Annotated in this window: 16 protein-coding genes; all 16 read left to right on the plus strand. The window is 58.5% G+C overall.

Translation table 11 applies throughout. The annotated features are described in order from the left end of the window. The first annotated feature begins 44 nt into the window (after positions 1-44). Entirely contained in the window at positions 45-461 is a 417-nt protein-coding gene (locus LRS56_26505; protein ID WDU62268.1) for a F0F1 ATP synthase subunit epsilon, read from the plus strand. A 123-nt stretch (positions 462-584) separates the two neighbouring features. Further along, positions 585-1,952: a bifunctional UDP-N-acetylglucosamine diphosphorylase/glucosamine-1-phosphate N-acetyltransferase GlmU gene (gene glmU, locus LRS56_26510; protein WDU62269.1), complete on the plus strand. Its 1,368-nt coding sequence runs from the start codon at positions 585-587 to the stop codon at positions 1,950-1,952. Between the two features lie 241 nt (positions 1,953-2,193). Further along, the gene (locus LRS56_26515) at positions 2,194-2,961 is read left to right on the plus strand and encodes a DeoR family transcriptional regulator (protein WDU62270.1); all 768 of its coding nucleotides are present in this window, start codon (positions 2,194-2,196) and stop codon (positions 2,959-2,961) included. Positions 2,962-2,971: 10 nt separating this feature from the next. Next, entirely contained in the window at positions 2,972-4,804 is a 1,833-nt protein-coding gene (gene glmS / locus LRS56_26520; protein ID WDU62271.1) for a glutamine--fructose-6-phosphate transaminase (isomerizing), read from the plus strand. 163 nt (positions 4,805-4,967) lie between these two features. Further along, positions 4,968-5,894, plus strand: coding sequence for a glycosyltransferase (locus LRS56_26525; protein WDU62272.1), 927 nt, complete (start codon positions 4,968-4,970; stop codon positions 5,892-5,894). An 888-nt stretch (positions 5,895-6,782) separates the two neighbouring features. Continuing rightward, positions 6,783-7,562 (plus strand): aldolase/citrate lyase family protein, encoded by a 780-nt coding sequence (locus LRS56_26530; protein ID WDU62273.1) that lies wholly within the window; start codon positions 6,783-6,785, stop codon positions 7,560-7,562. A gap of 168 nt (positions 7,563-7,730) precedes the next feature. Beyond that, complete coding sequence (locus LRS56_26535; protein WDU62274.1) at positions 7,731-8,291, plus strand: SDR family oxidoreductase; 561 nt, start codon at positions 7,731-7,733, stop codon at positions 8,289-8,291. Continuing rightward, positions 8,275-9,366 carry a 3-dehydroquinate synthase gene (locus LRS56_26540; protein ID WDU62275.1) on the plus strand — a complete coding sequence of 364 codons (1,092 nt, stop codon included), beginning with the start codon at positions 8,275-8,277 and terminating at the stop codon, positions 9,364-9,366. Before LRS56_26535 ends, LRS56_26540 begins: the two co-directional genes overlap by 17 nt. Next, a complete protein-coding gene (locus LRS56_26545) occupies positions 9,366-10,313 on the plus strand; it encodes an NAD(P)-dependent oxidoreductase (protein ID WDU62276.1) in 948 nt (315 codons plus the stop codon). Before LRS56_26540 ends, LRS56_26545 begins: the two co-directional genes overlap by 1 nt. Continuing rightward, positions 10,313-11,398 (plus strand): hypothetical protein, encoded by a 1,086-nt coding sequence (locus LRS56_26550; protein ID WDU62277.1) that lies wholly within the window; start codon positions 10,313-10,315, stop codon positions 11,396-11,398. The genes LRS56_26545 and LRS56_26550 overlap by 1 nt, the downstream gene beginning before the upstream one ends. A 226-nt stretch (positions 11,399-11,624) precedes the next feature. Continuing rightward, positions 11,625-12,395: a glucose-1-phosphate cytidylyltransferase gene (gene rfbF / locus LRS56_26555; protein WDU62278.1), complete on the plus strand. Its 771-nt coding sequence runs from the start codon at positions 11,625-11,627 to the stop codon at positions 12,393-12,395. Continuing rightward, the gene (gene rfbG, locus LRS56_26560) at positions 12,389-13,471 is read left to right on the plus strand and encodes a CDP-glucose 4,6-dehydratase (protein ID WDU65818.1); all 1,083 of its coding nucleotides are present in this window, start codon (positions 12,389-12,391) and stop codon (positions 13,469-13,471) included. Before rfbF ends, rfbG begins: the two co-directional genes overlap by 7 nt. A 17-nt stretch (positions 13,472-13,488) precedes the next feature. Then, entirely contained in the window at positions 13,489-14,805 is a 1,317-nt protein-coding gene (gene rfbH / locus LRS56_26565; protein ID WDU62279.1) for a lipopolysaccharide biosynthesis protein RfbH, read from the plus strand. 56 nt (positions 14,806-14,861) lie between these two features. Continuing rightward, positions 14,862-15,620: an ABC transporter permease gene (locus LRS56_26570; GenBank protein WDU62280.1), complete on the plus strand. Its 759-nt coding sequence runs from the start codon at positions 14,862-14,864 to the stop codon at positions 15,618-15,620. A 3-nt stretch (positions 15,621-15,623) separates the two neighbouring features. Next, on the plus strand, positions 15,624-16,370 hold the full coding sequence (locus tag LRS56_26575; GenBank protein ID WDU62281.1) for an ABC transporter ATP-binding protein: 747 nt from the start codon (positions 15,624-15,626) through the stop codon (positions 16,368-16,370). Next, positions 16,354-18,138, plus strand: coding sequence for a thiamine pyrophosphate-binding protein (locus LRS56_26580; protein WDU62282.1), 1,785 nt, complete (start codon positions 16,354-16,356; stop codon positions 18,136-18,138). Before LRS56_26575 ends, LRS56_26580 begins: the two co-directional genes overlap by 17 nt. Positions 18,139-18,188 lie beyond the last annotated feature (50 nt).

Consider the following 18,188-nt stretch of genomic DNA (forward strand, 5'->3'; position numbering starts at 1 on the left):
TCCCGGCGCCCGGCAACGGGCGCTCATCAGGTTGAGGCAATCAGATGGCTATGACAGTCCATTGCGATATCGTCAGCGCGGAAGGGGAAATCTTCTCCGGTCTGGTCGAGTTTGTTACAGCGCACGGCGACCTGGGTGATCTTGGTATCGCTATGGGTCATGCCCCGCTGATCACAAGCTTGAAGCCAGGTCCGATCACTCTGACCAAGCAAGGCGGGGAAAAGGAGGTGTTTTACATCTCCGGTGGTTTCCTCGAGGTTCAGCCGAACATGGTCAAGGTACTTGCCGACACTGTGCAACGTGCTGGCGACCTGGATGAAGCTTCTGCTCAGGAAGCCGTAAAGGCTGCCGAGAAGGCCCTGAACGAAAAGGGTGCGGACTTCGACTACAGCGCTGCTGCTGTACGTCTGGCCGAAGCTGCAGCTCAGCTGCGCACGCTCCAGCAGTTGCGCAAGAAGTAAACGGCCACGCCGTCATGCTTCATGTGCGATTGATTAAAAAGGGTAGCCTCGGCTACCCTTTTTCTTTTTCAGCAAAACACTTCTTTGGTCTGAAGCCGGACCGCCCAGGATTGGTAGCCACTCATGTCTCTTGAAATCGTCATTCTCGCCGCAGGCCAGGGCACCCGCATGCGTTCGGCACTGCCCAAGGTGCTGCACCCGGTTGCCGGCAACTCCATGCTGGGCCATGTTATCCACAGCGCCCGGCAGTTGAACCCGCAGCGAATTCACGTGGTGATCGGCCACGGTGCCGATGTGGTGCGTGAACGCCTGGCCGCCGATGACCTGAATTTCGTTTTGCAGGACAAACAACTCGGCACCGGCCACGCCACCGCGCAAGCCGTGCCGTTCATCAACGCCGACACGGTGCTGATCCTCTACGGCGACGTGCCGTTGATTGAAGTGCAAACTCTGCAACGCCTGCTCAAGCACGTCGTCCCCGGCCAGATGGGCCTGCTCACCGTTGAGTTGGATGACCCGACCGGCTATGGCCGCATCGTGCGCAACGCCGACGGCAAGGTCGCGGCCATCGTCGAGCACAAGGACGCCAGCGAAGCCCAGCGTGCTATCACTGAAGGCAATACCGGCATTCTGGCTGTTCCGGCCAACAAGCTTGCTGACTGGATGAGCCGTCTGTCCAACAACAACGCCCAGGGCGAGTACTACCTTACCGACGTAATCGAAATGGCCGTGAGTGATGGCCTGCTGGTCGCCACCGAGCAGCCCCACGACCCGATGGAAGTGCAGGGCGCCAACGACCGCAAGCAGCTTGCAGAGCTTGAGCGTCATTACCAATTGCGCGAAGGCCGCCGCCTGATGGCCCAGGGCGTGACCCTGCGTGACCCGGCGCGATTCGATGTGCGCGGTGAAGTCAGCGTGGGCCGCGACGTGCTGATCGACATCAACGTGATCCTCGAAGGTCGTGTGATCATTGAAGACGACGTGGTGATCGGCCCGAACTGCGTGATCAAGGACAGCACCCTGCGCAAGGGCGTGGTGATCAAGGCCAACACTCATATCGACGGCGCGGTGATGGGCGAGGGCAGTGACGCCGGCCCATTTGCGCGGCTGCGCCCTGGCACAGTGATGGGCGCCAGGGCCCATGTGGGTAACTTCGTGGAGCTGAAGAACGCCGTAATGGGCGACGATGCGAAGGCGGGGCACCTGGCCTACCTCGGTGACGCAACGATCGGGGCTCGCAGCAACATTGGCGCCGGCGCCATCACCTGCAATTACGATGGCGCCAACAAGTACCAGACGACTATTGGCGAAGATGTATTTATCGGCTCCAATAACTCGCTGATCGCACCCGTCACCATCGGGGATGGCTCGAATACCGCAGCGGGTTCAACCATCAATCAGGATGTGGATAAGTCTCAGCTGGCAGTGGCCCGTGCGCGTCAGCGCAACATCGACGGTTGGAAACGCCCGGTCAAAATCAAAAAGACCTGAGTTATCCACAATATTGCCGTGTAATGCTATCTCCTGTGGGAGCTGGCTTGCCTGCGATAGCTGTCTGACATTCAACACGAATGTCGCCTGACAATCCGCTATCGCAGGCAAGCCAGCTCCCACATTTATTTGTTGGTGTTGTCAAAATACCCGCAAAAATTTACGGCCCGCCGCTTGACGATCTTTCACCAATAGGTTTTGATTGCCTTCGTTATCTTTCGAAACGAAACTTATCATCACCATGTCGAAACGAAATACACCCCAACGACGGCACAACATCCTGACCTTGCTCAATGAACAGGGCGAAGTCAGCGTGGACGAGTTGGCCAAGCGTTTCGAAACCTCGGAAGTGACCATCCGCAAGGACTTGGCCGCGCTGGAAAGCAACGGCCTGCTGCTGCGTCGCTACGGCGGCGCAATCACCATGCCCCAGGAGCTGGTCGGCGACGCCGCGCAACCCATCTCGGCCTACAAGCGTGCTATCGCACGTGCGGCCGTGATGCGCTTGCGTGAACACGCGCGCATCATCATCGACAGCGGCAGCACCACCGCCGCCATGATCCCCGAGCTGGGCCACCAGCCCGGCCTGGTGGTGATGACCAACTCCTTGCACGTGGCCAGCGCCTTGAGCGAACTGGAACACGAGCCGGTGCTACTCATGACCGGCGGCACCTGGGATCCGCATTCGGATTCATTCCAGGGCCAAGTCGCCGAGCAAGTGCTGCGTTCCTACGACTTTGATCAGCTGTTCATCGGCGCCGACGGCATCGATCTGCAGCGCGGCACCACCACCTTCAATGAATTGCTGGGCCTGAGCCGCGTGATGGCCGAGGTCGCCCGCGAAGTGGTGGTGATGGTCGAATCCGACAAGATCGGCCGCAAGATTCCCAACCTGGAACTGCCCTGGGGCAGCGTCCATACCCTTATTACCGATGATCGCCTGCCGCTTGAGGCCCGCGACCAGATCCAAGCCCGCGGCATTACGCTGATATGCGCGGCAATCATCTAGGAGAAGCACCATGTGTGGAATTGTAGGCGCAGTCGCTGAACGCAACGTCACCGCCATCCTGCTTGAAGGCCTCAAGCGCCTGGAATACCGCGGCTACGACAGCGCCGGTGTGGCGGTCTTCACCAACGCCGGCAAGCTTGAGCGCGTACGTCGCCCAGGCAAGGTCAGCGAACTGGAGCAGGCCCTGCTCGGTGAGCCGCTGGTCGGCCGCCTGGGCATTGCCCACACCCGTTGGGCCACCCACGGCGCGCCGTGCGAACGCAACGCCCACCCGCACTTCTCCGGTGATTTGGCCGTGGTGCACAACGGCATCATCGAAAACCACGAAGTGCTGCGCGAACAGCTCAAGGGCCTTGGCTACGTGTTCACCTCGGACACCGACACTGAAGTGATCGCGCACCTGCTGAATCACAAGCTCAAGGACCTCGGCGACCTGACCGTCGCCCTCAAGGCCACCGTCAAGGAACTGCACGGCGCCTATGGTCTGGCCGTGATCAGCGCCAGCCAGCCCGACCGCGTAGTGGCTGCACGCAGCGGTAGCCCGTTGGTGATCGGCCTGGGTCTGGGCGAGAACTTCCTGGCCTCCGACCAACTGGCGCTGCGCCAGGTCACCGACCGCTTCATGTACCTGGAAGAAGGCGATATCGCCGACATCCGCCGCGAAAGCGTGGCGATCTGGGACGTAAACGGCAATTCCGTCGAGCGCGAAGCCGTGCAATACCGTGACGGTGCTGAAGCGGCCGACAAGGGCGAGTTCCGCCACTTCATGCTCAAGGAAATCCACGAGCAACCGGCCGTGGTGCAACGCACCCTGGAGGGTCGCCTTGGTGACAAGCATGTGCTGGTCAACGCCTTTGGCCCGCAAGCCGCCGAGCTGTTCGCTAAAGTGCGCAATGTGCAGATCGTCGCCTGCGGCACCAGCTACCACGCCGGCATGGTCGCGCGTTACTGGCTGGAAGAGCTGGCCGGCATCCCGTGCCAGGTCGAGGTCGCCAGCGAATTCCGCTACCGCAAAGTGGTGGTGCAGCCTGACACGCTGTTCGTGACCATCTCTCAGTCCGGCGAAACCGCCGACACGTTGGCCGCCCTGCGCAATGCCAAGGAGCTGGGTTTCCTCGCCAGTCTGGCGATCTGCAACGTGAGCATCAGCTCCCTGGTGCGCGAATCCGACCTGACCCTGCTGACCCAGGCCGGTCGCGAAATCGGCGTAGCCTCCACCAAAGCCTTCACCACCCAGTTGGTTGGCCTGCTGCTGCTGACCCTGTCCCTGGGCAAGGTGCGCGGCACCCTGGCTGAAGGCGTCGAAGCACGCCTGGTGGAAGAGCTGCGCCGCCTGCCGACCCGCCTCGGCGAAGCCCTGGCCATGGACAGCACCGTGGAAAAAGTCGCTGAGCTGTTCGCCGACAAGAACCACACCCTGTTCCTCGGCCGTGGCGCGCAATACCCGGTGGCGATGGAGGGCTCGCTCAAACTCAAGGAAATCTCCTACATTCACGCCGAAGCCTACCCGGCTGGTGAGTTGAAACATGGCCCGTTGGCCCTGGTGGATGACGACATGCCAGTGGTCACCGTGGCGCCGAACAACGAACTGCTGGAAAAACTCAAATCCAACCTGCAGGAAGTGCGCGCACGTGGCGGCCAATTGATCGTGTTCGCCGACGAAAAAGCCGGCATGACCAACGGCGAAGGCACTCACGTGATCAACATGCCGCACATCCACGACACCCTGTCGCCGATCCTCTACACCATCCCGCTGCAGCTGCTGTCTTACTACGTGGCCGTGCTCAAGGGCACCGACGTGGACCAGCCGCGCAACCTGGCGAAGTCGGTGACGGTGGAGTAACTCGCCGCTCCCTGGAGACTCGGCTGTGGTCCCAAGGATAAAAGTGTAAGCGCGTGGACGCCGGTTGGTATTGCATGACATCGGCGCCCGTTTATTTGTTCAGCACAGGGAATATTGCGTCGATGGTTCCTACAGCCCTATCTGAAATGTTGGTGTGTACTTCATGAGTGCGTCCGGTACTTCACCGTTGCCCAAAGTGGCTGTTTTATTGGCCGCCTACAATGGTGAACAATGGGTCGACGAACAAGTACAGTCCATCCTGAAGCAGCAGGATGTGGATGTTAGTTTGCATATCAGTGTCGACGAGGGACGCGATAATACTCAGTCGTTATCTGAGGCGTATGCGGCGAAGTACTCGAAGGTCACGTTGTTGCCTTCTGGCCGATTTGGCAGTGCCGGGCGCAACTTTTTCAGGTTGTTGCGGGATGTAGAACTGACTGAACTGGATTATGTGGCCTTCGCGGATCAAGACGATATCTGGCTGCTCGATAAGTTAAAGCGATCCATCGAGCAACTGTCCGAGCACCAGGTCGGTGCGTACTCCAGTAACGTGCTCGCCTTCTGGCCTGATGGGCGCCATGAGGTAGTGGACAAGGCCCAGCCGCAAGTGCGCTGGGATCATCTTTTCGAGGCAGCGGGGCCGGGGTGTACGTATGTGCTCAGCCCGCCGTTGGCCATAGCCTTGCAAGCCTTCGTACGCGAACAATGGCACGCGCTGCAAGATGTCGCGTTGCATGACTGGTTTACCTACGCGTTTGCCCGGCAGGCCGGTTGGGGATGGGTCATCGATTCCCGGCCCAGCCTGCTGTATCGCCAGCATGGCAATAATGAGTTTGGCGCCAACACCACCTGGCGCTCGATGTTCGGACGCCTCAAGCGGGTGCGCGAAGGATGGTGGTTCGAGCAGATCGCCTTGATTAATCGGTTGGTGGGTGCTGATTGCATTCCACCGCTGGATGGCAAGGCTTTCGGGCGTCCTCAGTTTGCGTGGATGTTCAAGAATGCTCGCCAGTGCCGTCGTCGTCGACGTGATCAAGTACTGTTCGCCGCGCTGTGTGCAGTTGCCTGGTGTATGGGCGGAACTAGATGACTGACCGCTTATAAACGTCTGCGGGACGGCATCAGTAGAGTGTCCGCTCTATTTTATTATTTACCCTCTTTGAATATCGAAGAGTCGCTGCCGGGCTGTTCATCTCCAACACTCTCACGCCTCAAGAGGCGAGCCTGTTCACGGGCGTGCCTTGGCCCGACTCTGCACCGAAATTATTACCTTACCGATGACCCTCTGGACGAACTGGTGGTGGATACGTGCTGTCGTAGAGGGGGATGTTGCTTCTTGACGGCTATGTTCCGTAACTGGCAGTTGACCCGAGCGCTTGTATTGGGCCCAGGAGAGGGTCTGTAGGCGACACGTTTGACCCTTTGTGATTCCCCGACTTCACTCAGGAAAGATCATCCTTGAGTGCGGTAGAGCCGGGAGTCTGATGCCTTTATGCCATCGCGAGATTGGCCAGCAGTACTGGGCTAATTTTGCAAAATGATGACTGGCGGGCAAAAAAAACAGATGAAGTTCCCGGCCAGTTCCGACAAGATGCGTTGCGATATTTCGAAACGGCTACGGCCAGGGATGCTGCTAGCAGCGAAAGGTTTGGTATGGATTACCTGAAACACACGGTGTGCTCGCCACGGTGGAGCAGATTTTGTTAATGGTTGCTGTCGTTTTGCCATTATTTTTATCGCTGAATACTGCGCATCCTGTGCTCGCACTGCGAGCAACTAAATTGCCATCTCCGTTGCGGGGTGGTGTCCGTCTGTTTCGAAGATTCTATTAAACTGCCAGGGTTACGGACTTCAGTCCCAGCGCTCCTGCGACTAATTCTCAATAGTCGCTGACGTTTTAATTGCGACAAATGGGCAAACCCCGGTTGTCTGAAAATATTCGAGTAAGGAGTGTCAAATGAATCGCCGTGAACGCAAGATGCTGGAACTGCTCAAACGCGGTAAAGAAGAATACGGTTATCTCGCAGTTAAGGCCGAGTTCGAAGCAGAAGGGACTCGTGTTGACGAATTACTGCGCCTGATCGAACTCGCGCGTCGTGCCGACCTGGATATCGCGCTGAAGATCGGTGGCTGCGAGGCAATCCGCGATTTGCTGGAAAGCAAGCAGATTGGTGTTGAATACATCATCGCACCGATGATCGAATCCGCTTATGCCGTGAAGAAATTCATCGAAGCGAAGAACAAGGTCTACAACAAGGAAGATCAGGAAGACACCAAGTTCCTTTTCAACCTCGAAACTATTACCGGTTTCAACAACCTGAACGAGCTGATTCAGGCCGCAAGCGTGCCGGACGGTTTGGACGGCGTAGTATTCGGCCGTGTCGATTTCTCGCTGTCGAACGGCTACAGCCGTGACGACATCAACCATCCAAAAGTGACCGAGTACGCTCTGCAGACAGGTACCGCGGCCAAGGCTGCCGGCCTTGAGCTGGTCGTTGGTGGTGGTGTTTCCAGTGACGCGATCGAAGAACTGAAAAAACTCGAAGCCAACCACCTGGCGCGTTTCGAGACCCGCAAGGTTGTCTACGCGGCTGAATCGGTACGCACCTGCGATATCGAAAAAGGCCTGCTCAATGCCGTGCATTTCGAGCTCCTTTGGCTGGAAAACAAGCGCGAGTACTACGGGTTGATCGAGAAGGAAGATGACAAGCGCATCGCCATGCTCGACTCCCGCTGGAAACTCCTGGGCGGTCAATAAGACGTGGTCGCTGCCACGACAGCGCGGCCTCGCATCGCGATCTTTGGCGCCTCCGGCGCCATCGGTTGCGGGCTGGTGGAATGGTTCGCTGACCGCGGGTGGGACGTTGCTGCCATCGTTCGGCGAGTGACTGCCGGCCCTGGGGCGCATGAGCAGGTGACCACCGTTGTGTGGGATCCACTTGCCGGCGAGCCCCTGCCGGCCGTGCTAGCCCAACTCGATGCGGTGGTCTGGGCGCAAGGCGATAACTGCACCGACAACATTACCGACCTGGATTACGAGCGCCACATGCGCATGTACGAAGCCAACGTCGGTCATGTGCTGGTGTCACTGAATGCTCTGCTGGGCGCCGATGCACTGGTCAACGGTGGGGCGCGCCTGTGCGTCATCAGTTCGATCTGGCAGAACATCGCCCGGCAGAACAAGCTCTCCTATTGCGTCACCAAGGCCGCGTTGCAGGGGCTGGTGCGTTCGGTGTCCCTTGATCTGGCCGATAAAGGCCACGTGATCAATGCGGTACTGCCTGGCGCGCTCGATACGCCCATGACGCGTGCCAACCTCAGTGCCGAACAGATCGGTCGATTGGAAGCTGCGACGCCAGGTTCTCAATTGGCAGGTGTCGCCGATGTGGCTGCGGTGGTGGAGTTTTGCTGCTCGCCTGGGCATCGGTCCATCACCGGCCAATTTCTGACGGTTGACAAAGGGTTTTCTCATGCGCGCATCGTTTAACATCAACAGCTCGACGGGCGTGTATCACGTGTCGCTGGGCGAAGGCCTGGTTCAGGAAGTGGTGGCTACCCAAGCCCACCGGATTTTCCTGGTGGACAGTCGCCTGATGCCTCAGGTGGCGTTTGTCACAGACCCGATCATCGCTGTCGACGCAACCGAAGAAAACAAGTCTCTGGAACGGATCGCGCCTGTCATCGAAGCGCTCAAGCGCCATGGTGCGACGCGTGATACCGAGATCGTCGCAGTGGGCGGCGGGATCATCCAGGACATCGCGACATTCGTCGCCTCGATTTATATGCGTGGCCTGCGCTGGCACTACTGCCCGACCACGCTACTGGGCATGGTCGATTCCTGTATCGGCGGCAAGTCATCGATCAACGTCGGTGCGCTGAAAAATCTGGTGGGTAATTTCCATCCACCGGCCAGTATTCTGATTGACCTCGCGTTCGTGCATAGCCTGAGCGCCGAGCAACAAACCAGCGGCCTGATGGAGTCGGTTAAAATCTGCTACGCCCGGGGCGCACAAGCCTTTGCGGCTTACCTGGATTTGCAGCCCGCGCCACCGCTCAAGTCAGAAACCGCTTTCGCCATCATCGAGCAGAGTCTGACCACTAAAAAGTGGTTCATCGAAATCGACGAGTTCGACCGTGCCGAACGCCTGTTGCTGAACTTCGGTCACACCTTTGGCCATGCTGTGGAGTCAGCCACCAGCTTTGCGATCCCTCACGGTATCGCGGTGGGTGTAGGCATCCTGATGGCCTATCGGTATGCCCAGGTAGCGGCAATCCTGACGCCTGAGGGTGAAGCCCGCGCCGGGCGCCTGGTTGCCCACGTGCAAGACCTGCTGCAGCCGATGCGTCACACCCTTGCGCCACTGGTCGGGGTGAGTGCCGATGAGTTGCTCAAGCACTTCGCGAGCGACAAAAAGCACTCCCAGAGCCATTACCGGGTAATCGTTCCGGTCGGTGACGGTGATTTGCAGCGGTTGTCGGTTGAGCGTACCCCGGCTGTTCAAACGCTGATCGCAAATGCTTTTGCCCAAGGCGCAGAGCTCGCCATTCATGGCGGTGCCTGATGGACAGTTTTAACCAGGTCGACTTCGTCGTTATCGGGGCAACCGGCTGGTTGGGTCAGGCTACCCTTGAACACCTGTTCCGCCAGCTCGCGCCGGCCGACAGGTCACGGGTACATGCCTTTGCTTCGACCGCCCGGCCATTGGTCCTGCGCGACGGCACCGTCGTACAGGTTGAGGCTCTATCTTCTTTGCCGGCGCTGCGTACGTCCCGGCCTGCGCTGGTGTTCCATTACGCGTTCCAGACCAAGGATCGCGTTGGGGCCAACAGCCAGGAGGTCTACACGCTCCTCAATCGCAGCATTCGTGAAGCGTTGCTGCAGTTTGTCGACGCTAACCCGATTGCTGGTTTGTTTGTGCCCTCCAGTGGAGCGGCCTATGCAGGGATGGATGCGGACAACCAGAGCGATGGAGCGATTTATGGCCGTTGCAAACTGGACGATGAGCGTGTCTTCGAGGCCATTGGCCAGCAGTACCGCTTCCCGGTGGTGAGCCCGCGGGTATTCAACGTCAGCGGGCCCTACATCAATAAGCACAATCTGTACGCGTTGGCGTCGATCATCAGCGCGTGCCTGGCGAACGAGCCGATCAGTGTGCGTGCGACTCACCCGGTGATTCGCTCCTACTACAGCGTCACTGACCTGATTGAGTTGTGCTGCCGTCTGATGTTCAGCGCCCGTGATAAAGGCCCTGTGTTCCACGTGTTCGATACCGTGGGTACTGAAGTGGTCGAGGTTGGAGAGCTGGCGCTGCGCTGCCAAACATTGCTTGCGCCGCACCTGGCTATCGAGCGACCTGCACTGAGTGAAAAGCCGGCAGACCGATACGTGGGCGATCCCACTGCGATTCGTGAGTTCGAACGCAACCTGCAGTTGACCCCGCTTGGGTTGGATCAGCAGATCAAACTGACCGCCGACTATATGAGCAGCCTTGCTGAAAGTGACAAGTAATGACCGAAACTCGATCAATATTCATGCCTGTGCGGCGTAACCCTTATTACATTGTCACCGCTCGTTATGTGCGCACTTCCGCCGGGATCAAGGCGCTGCATTTTCTGTGTCACGCGCTCAATCGCATGGGCGAGCAAGCCTTTTTGATCATGCACCCGCACTTTCCATCGTATTTGGCGGGTCATCCATCACTGAACACGCCGGTGCTGACCAAGCGCGTCATGGATTACCACCGTGCGCAGGGTCTGACCCCTATCACCATCTATCCCGAGAGCATCCGGGGCAACCCTGTTCAGGCGCCCTTTATTGTTCGGTATGTGTTGAATTATGCCGGCGTCCTGGGCGGTGACACACGGTTTCCGGAGTCGGAGTATTGCATCTCCTACAGCGAAGCCATTGCCGCAACAGTGCCGGAGTCGAAACAGACTCTTTTCATTCCGGCCTCGGACCCTAACTTTTTCGTACCGCCCGCACCGGGTACCAAACGCCAGGGTGGGTGTTTTTATGCGGGTAAGTATAAAAACTACTACGGTGGCAAGACCTTTGCGGTCACCGACGGGCTGGTTGAGATCGTTCGGGATCGTGATGATGAGCAGACCCCCGAGCAGATTCGTGACCTGTTCCAGCAAAGCGAGCGGTTCTACTGCTATGAAAACTCGGCATTGGCCATTGAGGCCATGCTGTGCGGTTGCCCGGTAGTGTTCTTGCCGAACGAGCACTTTACCGAGCTGATTGGCAAGGGCGAGCACGGGACTGAAGGTTACGTATGGGGTGACGGCGACGCGGCTGGTTTCAAGCGTGCGCAAGAGACCGTGGGTGTGGCGCGCGAGCGTTACTTGAGCCTGTATGAGCGTGCGGAAGGCGTGCTGGTGGATTTCGTTGCGCAGACTCAGGTACTGGCCCAGGCGACGGCTTACGATGTGCCCATGAGTGAAACATACGTTGAAAAAGTTTCTCGTTCTTTCCGTTACTTCAGCTTCATCAAGATGGTTCTTTTGATGGTTCGGGAGCGGGGTCTTGTTCATACCGCCGGTCTGATCCTCGCACGCCTGAAAACGGGCCGAATTCGACTCACCGATGCATGAAGAAGCGCATGGAAAAGGTTATACCTGGTGGCCCGCCACTGACTATCTGCATCGCCACTTAATAGGGGTGGCGATCAGGTGCATGCGCGGCTGCTTTTTATAAAGCACAATCTCCGTATCCGTTATGGGTCTGTAGACGACTAGTTAGAAGATAATACGAACGCCGCCGGGTTGTGCCACGACCAGCCCCGATAAAACTTATTTTGGAATAATGCAGGAGCAAACGATGAAAGCAGTGATTTTGGCTGGTGGGCTTGGCAGCCGCCTGAGTGAAGAGACGAGCACGCGGCCAAAACCTATGGTTGAAGTGGGTGGCCGTCCAATTCTCTGGCACATCATGAAAATCTACTCTCATTATGGCGTGAATGATTTCGTGATTTGCCTGGGCTACAAGGGCTATGTCATCAAAGAATACTTCGCCAACTATTTCCTGCACATGTCGGACGTTACCTTCGACATGGCGAACAACAAAATGGAAGTCCACCAGAACAACGCCGAGCCATGGCGTGTGACCCTGGTTGATACCGGGGCTGAGTCTCAGACCGGCGGTCGCCTGCGTCGCGTTCGTGATTATCTGGAACCGGGCGAAGATTTCTGCTTTACCTATGGCGACGGCGTTGCCGATGTCGATATCGGCAAACTGGTGGCCTTCCACAAAGCCCACGGTAAAAAGGCAACGGTCACCGCGACCCAGCCCCCAGGCCGTTTCGGCGCTCTGAACATCAACGATCACCATGTGGAAAGTTTCCGCGAGAAACCCCACGGCGATGATTCCTGGATCAATGGCGGTTACTTCGTGCTCAAGCCGGAAGTCATCGACCTGATCGAGGCCGACGACACCATCTGGGAGCGTGAGCCCCTGGAAGCGCTGGCCCGCGACCGTGAGCTGCTGGCCTATGAACACGGCGGCTTCTGGCAGCCGATGGATACCCTGCGCGAGAAACAACAGCTGGAGGACTTGTGGGAACGCAAGGTCGCCCCGTGGAAAGTATGGTGATCAATCCGGCGTTCTGGCAGGGCAAGCGGGTATTCCTGACGGGACATACCGGTTTCAAAGGCGGCTGGTTGGCGCTGTGGCTGCAGGAAATGGGCGCGATCGTTACCGGGTTCGCCCTCGAACCGCAGACCACCCCCAGCCTGTTCGACGTTGCGTCGGTGGGCGAGCGCATGACCTCGATCATCGGCGACATTCGTGATGGCGCAGCCTTGGCGGCAGCCGTTGCCCAGGCGCAGCCGGAGATCGTACTGCACTTGGCGGCGCAGCCACTGGTCCGCTATTCCTACGACGCACCAGTAGAAACATTCGGTACCAATGTAATGGGTACCGTGCATCTGCTGGAAGCGGTTCGTGCTTGCCCCACTGTGCGTTCCTGCGTCGTGGTCAGCTCCGACAAATGCTACGAAAACCGCGAATGGCCTTGGGGCTACCGCGAAAACGAAGCCATGGGCGGTTATGACCCCTACAGCGCGAGCAAGGGCTGTACCGAACTGGTGACAGCCTCTTATCGCAGCTCGTATTTCAACCCGGCCCGCCACGCTGAACACGGTGTTGGGTTGGGCAGTGGCCGTGCAGGCAACGTGATCGGCGGCGGTGACTGGGCCGCAGATCGTCTGGTGCCGGATCTGCTGGGGGCATTTGAGCGCAAAGAAGTTGCTATCATCCGCAACCCGGGAGCGATTCGCCCTTGGCAGCATGTGCTCGAGCCGCTGTCGGGCTACCTGGTGCTGGCCCAGCGTCTCTATGAGGACGGTGCACAGGTGGCCGAAGGCTGGAACTTCGGCCCTGCAGACTCCGATGCCCAGCCCGTGAGCTGGATTGCCGAGCGCATGACGCAGTGCTGGTCCGACGGCGCTCAATTCCGTATCGAAGCAAATGCTGCGGCCCCTCACGAGGCCAACTACCTCAAGCTCGATTGCTCCAAGGCCCGTGCGCGATTGTCTTGGACACCACGCTGGTCCCTCGCCCGTGCGTTGGATGAGGTAGTGGGCTGGCACCGAGCGTTTCTGGCCGGCAGCGACATGCGACAAGTGTGTATTGATCAAATTTCGAGCTTTTCTCAAGCCCGACCATAATGAACACGGATTACCTGATGACCACCCAAGACGACCTCAGAAAACAGATTGACGACCTGGCCCAGCAATACTCCAAGACCGCGTTTGCGCGTCGTGAATTCGTGCCTGGCGTGACCGCCATTCCACCGGCAGGCAAAGTGATCGATGGGGCCGAAGTCGGCCTGATGATTCAGGCCTCGCTGGATGGTTGGTTGACCACTGGCCGTTTCAACACCGAATTCGAAAAGCGCCTCAGCAAGTTCCTTGGCGTCAAGCACGTACTGACCACCAACTCCGGTTCGTCAGCCAACCTGCTGGCGTTCACCGCGCTGACCTCGCCAACCCTGGGCGATCGCGCAATCAAGCCGGGTGACGAAGTGATTGGCGTGGCGGCGGGCTTCCCCACCACCGTCAACCCGATCATCCAGAATGGTGCGATCCCGGTATTTGTCGACGTTGACCTGGCGACCTACAACATCAACCCGGACCTGATCGAAGCAGCCATTTCGCCGAAAACCAAGGCGATCATGCTGGCTCACACCCTCGGCAACCCGTACAACCTGCGCAAGATTCGCGAGCTGTGCGACAAGTACAAGCTGTGGTTGGTCGAAGACTGCTGCGACGCCCTGGGTTCTACCTATGACGGCAAGCTGGTCGGCACCTTTGGCGATATCGGCACCTTGAGCTTCTACCCGGCTCACCACATCACCATGGGTGAAGGCGGCGCGGTATTCACCAACAAGTCCAAGCTGCGTCTTGCGGTCGAATCCATTCGTGACTGGGGCCGCTCGTGCTTCTGCCCGCCAGGTGAAGACAACACCTGCAAGAAGCGTTTTTGCTGGCAACTGGGTGATCTGCCGTATGGCTACGATCACAAGTACACCTACTCCCACCTGGGCTATAACCTCAAGATTACCGACATGCAGGCCGCTTGCGCTCTGGCGCAAATGGACAAGCTGCCGTCCTTCATCGAGGCGCGCAAACATAACTTTGCCTACCTGAAGGAGCGGCTCGCGAGCTGTGCGGAGTTCCTGATTCTTCCGGAAGCCACTGAAGGCGCTGAGCCGTCGTGGTTTGGTTTCCCGATCACCTTGAAGGACGCGATCCCGTATCAACGTCTTGATCTGCTGACGTTCCTGGACGAGCACAAAATTGGTACACGACTTCTCTTCGCCGGGAATCTGCTGCGCCAACCGTATATGATTGGCCGCGAATATCGTGTGTCGGGCACTTTGGAAAACACTGACCGGATCATGAGCAAGACGTTCTGGGTTGGCGTTTGGCCAGGTCTGACCCATGAAATGCTTGACTACGTCGTAGATCGTATCGAAACGTTCTTCGGTATCAACAAATAATAGGACGCCCCTTGAGTAAGCGCTTTTCTAAACGAGTAAGTGAAGCCTGGAGTGATTTGCGCGCTGCTTTGGTTGCGACGGAAACCTGGATTTTCCTGGGAAGTCATGACATCAAGCAGCGGTATCGGCGTTCAGTGCTGGGGCCGTTCTGGATCACCCTCAGTACCGCCGTGTTGATCGGCGGCCTGGGCGTGATGTATGCCGGGTTGTTCAAGATGGATGTGAATGACTACATCCCCTACCTTGCTGCCGGCATGATCACCTGGAACTTCATGACGCTCGTGGTCACTGAAAGTTGCTTTGTGTTCACGGGGGCGGAAGGCAGTATCAAGGCGGCAAGGATACCCTTGTCGTCCTATGTGCTGCGGCTGGTGTGGCGCAACATCCTGGTGTTCCTGCACAACTCGGTCGTATTGATCGGTGTGGTGGTGTGGTTCCTGCCGTTCAACTTCATGAACTTGTTGATGGCCTTGGTCGGGCTGGCGGTGATCGGGGTGTTCCTGTTCTGGCTGGCACTGCTCGTCGGCCTGCTCAGCGCGCGTTTTCGCGATATCCCGCTGATTGTTGCCAACGTGATGCAGGTGGTGTTTTTCATGACGCCCATCATGTGGAAAGCGGAGGTGCTGAGCTCGCGGATGTGGATCGCCGAGATGAACCCGTTCTACTACATGCTCGAACTCGTTCGTAACCCGCTGCTGGGCCAGCCATTGACCATGAGCGTCTGGACCGGTGTGGCCGCGATTGTGCTGGTTACCGCGGTGGCCTCTTTTCTTTTGTTTGCGCGTTTTCGTACGCGCATTGTTTATTGGTTGTAACCCATGGCCCACATCATTGCTAAGGACCTGGTAGTCGAGTTTCCGATTTACCAGGGCGCGCAAAGGTCGATGCGCAAAACGTTCCTCAAGGCGGCGTCAGGAGGAAAGCTGGCTGGCTCCGACTCGCGAGTGCTGGTCCGTGCGGTTGACGGCGCCACGTTCTCGATCAACGACGGTGAGCGCGTCGGTTTGCTGGGCCACAATGGCTCGGGCAAGACCACATTGCTGCGCGCCTTGAGCGGTGTGTATGAGCCGGCCAGCGGTACGCTCGACATGGACGGTTCGATCACCTCACTGCTGGATATTTCCCAAGGCTTCGACCTCGACTCCAGTGGCCTTGAGAACATCACCCTGCGCGCCATCACCATGGGGCATTCGCCGAAGCGGATCAAACCGCACATCGATGAGATCTGCGATTTCTCCGGGTTGGGCGACTACCTGAAGCTGCCCGTTCGTACCTATTCGAGCGGGATGATGATGCGCCTGGCATTTGCTATCTCGACCTCCGTCGGCTCCGACATCCTGTTGATGGACGAATGGCTGAGCGTTGGCGACGATGATTTCAAGGCACGAGCCACCGAGCGGCTCACCCATCTGTTCAACCGTGCAGCGATCGTCGTGATTGCCTCGCACGATACCGCGCTGCTCGCGCGCACTTGTACGCGAATCCTGCACGTGGAACACGGCAAGATCATTCGCGAACAAACCGCTCAAGAATTCACCGGGAGTGATCATGCAGAAAAAGTATAGCGATTGGGTCAGTACCTGGCTGGCAGAAGCAGGCTACACCCACTGCTTCTTCGTAGCAGGCGGCAATATCATGCACCTGCTGGAAAGCCTCAGCCATAACCTGACCTGCGTCCCCGTCGTGCATGAAGTGGCGGCAGGTATCGCGGCAGAATATTTCAACGCCACCAACGGCCAGGGCCACAAAGCCTTGGCGCTGGTCACTGCAGGCCCTGGCCTGACCAACATCGTCACGGCTTTGTCCGGTGCCTTCCTCGAAAGCCGCGAACTGCTGGTGATCGGTGGTCAGGTCAAGACTGCAGACTTGAGCCACGGCGAATTGCGTCAACGCGGTATCCAGGAAATCGACGGTATTGCCATCGCTCGTCCTGTCACCGTCGCCGCCGAGCGCCTGGACACCCAGCTCTCCCGCGAAGCTTTCCTGGCCCTCTGCGCAGCTACCGAGCGTGGCCGCCCGGGCCCGGTGTTCATCGAACTGCCGCTGGACGTGCAAGGCCGCTTGATGAGCGCCGAAGAACTGCCGACCACGCCTGCCGTTGCCGTTACTGGCAAGCCAATGCCGTTGCCTGCCGATGTTCGCACGGCCGAGACCTCGCTCGACGAGGTGCTGGGCCTGTTGCGCGGCGCTCAACGCCCTGCGGTGTTGATTGGCGGCGGCGTCAGCCATGAAGCGGCGGCGGCGTTGACAGCCATCGCCGAGCAGCACTCGTTGCCGTTGTTCACAACCTGGAATGGCCTGGACCGTATCGCCGCCGACCATCCATGCTATTTCGGCCGGCCCAATACCTGGGGTCAGCGCTACGCCAACCTGCTGCTCCAGCAGGCCGATCTGGTGCTGGCGCTGGGTACGCGGCTTGGCCTGCAGCAGACCGGTTTCAACTGGCAGGAATTCGGGCGTGGCGGCAAGGTCGTGCAGGTGGACTGCGATGTGGCCGAACTGACCAAGGGCCACCCACGTGTCGACGTGCCGATCTGTGCCGACGTCAACCCGTGGCTCAAGAGCCTGGCTTCCAGGCTCGAAGGTCAGTGGAGCGAGTGGCACGGCTACTGCCGCCAGGTTCAGGCGTCTTTGCCATTGATCGAAGAGAACGTGACCCACGAGGGTTACCAATCACCGTTCAAACTGGTGGAGCATCTGTCTACTTTGCTCACCGCAGACGACGTGGTTGTGCCTTGCAGCAGCGGCGGCGCGTTCACGGTCATGATGCAGGTGTTCGCACAGAAGGCCGGCCAGCGCGTGGTGACCAACAAGGGCCTGGCCTCGATGGGTTACGGCTTGAGCGGTGCGATTGGCGCGGCATTTGCCAACCCGGATCAGCGCGTAGTGTTGGTTGAAGGTGACGGCGGCTTTGCGCAGAACCTCCAGGAAATCGGCACGGTTGGCGTTAACCGCCTGAACGTGAAGATCTTTATCTTCGATGACTCGGGCTATGCGTCTATTCGTTCGACCCAACGTAGCTACTTCGGTGGGCGTTACGTGGGTTGTGACATCGAAACGGGCTTGGGTCTGCCAAACTGGGCTGCGTTGTTTACCGCCTACGGTATTCCGGTGGTGCACGTAGAGCCAGGCTTTGAAAGCTCGCAGGCGTTCACCGCTCAACTCGAGAGCGATGGCCCGGGCGCCTTCATCGTCAAGGTCGACCCTGAGCAAACCTATTTCCCAAAAATCACCAGCCGAGTCACGCCAACGGGCATGGCTTCCAACCCGTTGCACCAGATGTCGCCTGATCTGGATGACGCGTTGGCGCAGCAGGTTACGCGCTTTCTGTAATAGCTATTGAACGGGCAGCCTGTGGGCTGCCCGGTTCACAGCTGACCCTC

Source organism: Pseudomonas poae (genome assembly GCA_028869255.1).
In the GTDB taxonomy this organism is placed as follows: Bacteria; Pseudomonadota; Gammaproteobacteria; order Pseudomonadales; family Pseudomonadaceae; genus Aquipseudomonas; species Aquipseudomonas poae_C.

Bases quoted from the DNA above. Each gene is read 5' to 3' on its own strand.
- LRS56_26530 (WDU62273.1), top strand. From the start codon at position 6,783: ATGCTGGAACTGCTCAAACGCGGTAAAGAAGAATACGGTTATCTCGCA.
- rfbH (WDU62279.1), top strand. From the start codon at position 13,489: ATGACCACCCAAGACGACCTCAGAAAACAGATTGACGACCTGGCCCAG.
- glmS (WDU62271.1), top strand. From the start codon at position 2,972: ATGTGTGGAATTGTAGGCGCAGTCGCTGAACGCAACGTCACCGCCATC.
- LRS56_26575 (WDU62281.1), top strand. From the start codon at position 15,624: ATGGCCCACATCATTGCTAAGGACCTGGTAGTCGAGTTTCCGATTTAC.
- LRS56_26505 (WDU62268.1), top strand. From the start codon at position 45: ATGGCTATGACAGTCCATTGCGATATCGTCAGCGCGGAAGGGGAAATC.
- LRS56_26525 (WDU62272.1), top strand. From the start codon at position 4,968: ATGAGTGCGTCCGGTACTTCACCGTTGCCCAAAGTGGCTGTTTTATTG.
- glmU (WDU62269.1), top strand. From the start codon at position 585: ATGTCTCTTGAAATCGTCATTCTCGCCGCAGGCCAGGGCACCCGCATG.
- LRS56_26580 (WDU62282.1), top strand. From the start codon at position 16,354: ATGCAGAAAAAGTATAGCGATTGGGTCAGTACCTGGCTGGCAGAAGCA.
- LRS56_26540 (WDU62275.1), top strand. From the start codon at position 8,275: ATGCGCGCATCGTTTAACATCAACAGCTCGACGGGCGTGTATCACGTG.
- rfbF (WDU62278.1), top strand. From the start codon at position 11,625: ATGAAAGCAGTGATTTTGGCTGGTGGGCTTGGCAGCCGCCTGAGTGAA.
- LRS56_26545 (WDU62276.1), top strand. From the start codon at position 9,366: ATGGACAGTTTTAACCAGGTCGACTTCGTCGTTATCGGGGCAACCGGC.
- LRS56_26550 (WDU62277.1), top strand. From the start codon at position 10,313: ATGACCGAAACTCGATCAATATTCATGCCTGTGCGGCGTAACCCTTAT.
- LRS56_26515 (WDU62270.1), top strand. From the start codon at position 2,194: ATGTCGAAACGAAATACACCCCAACGACGGCACAACATCCTGACCTTG.
- rfbG (WDU65818.1), top strand. From the start codon at position 12,389: ATGGTGATCAATCCGGCGTTCTGGCAGGGCAAGCGGGTATTCCTGACG.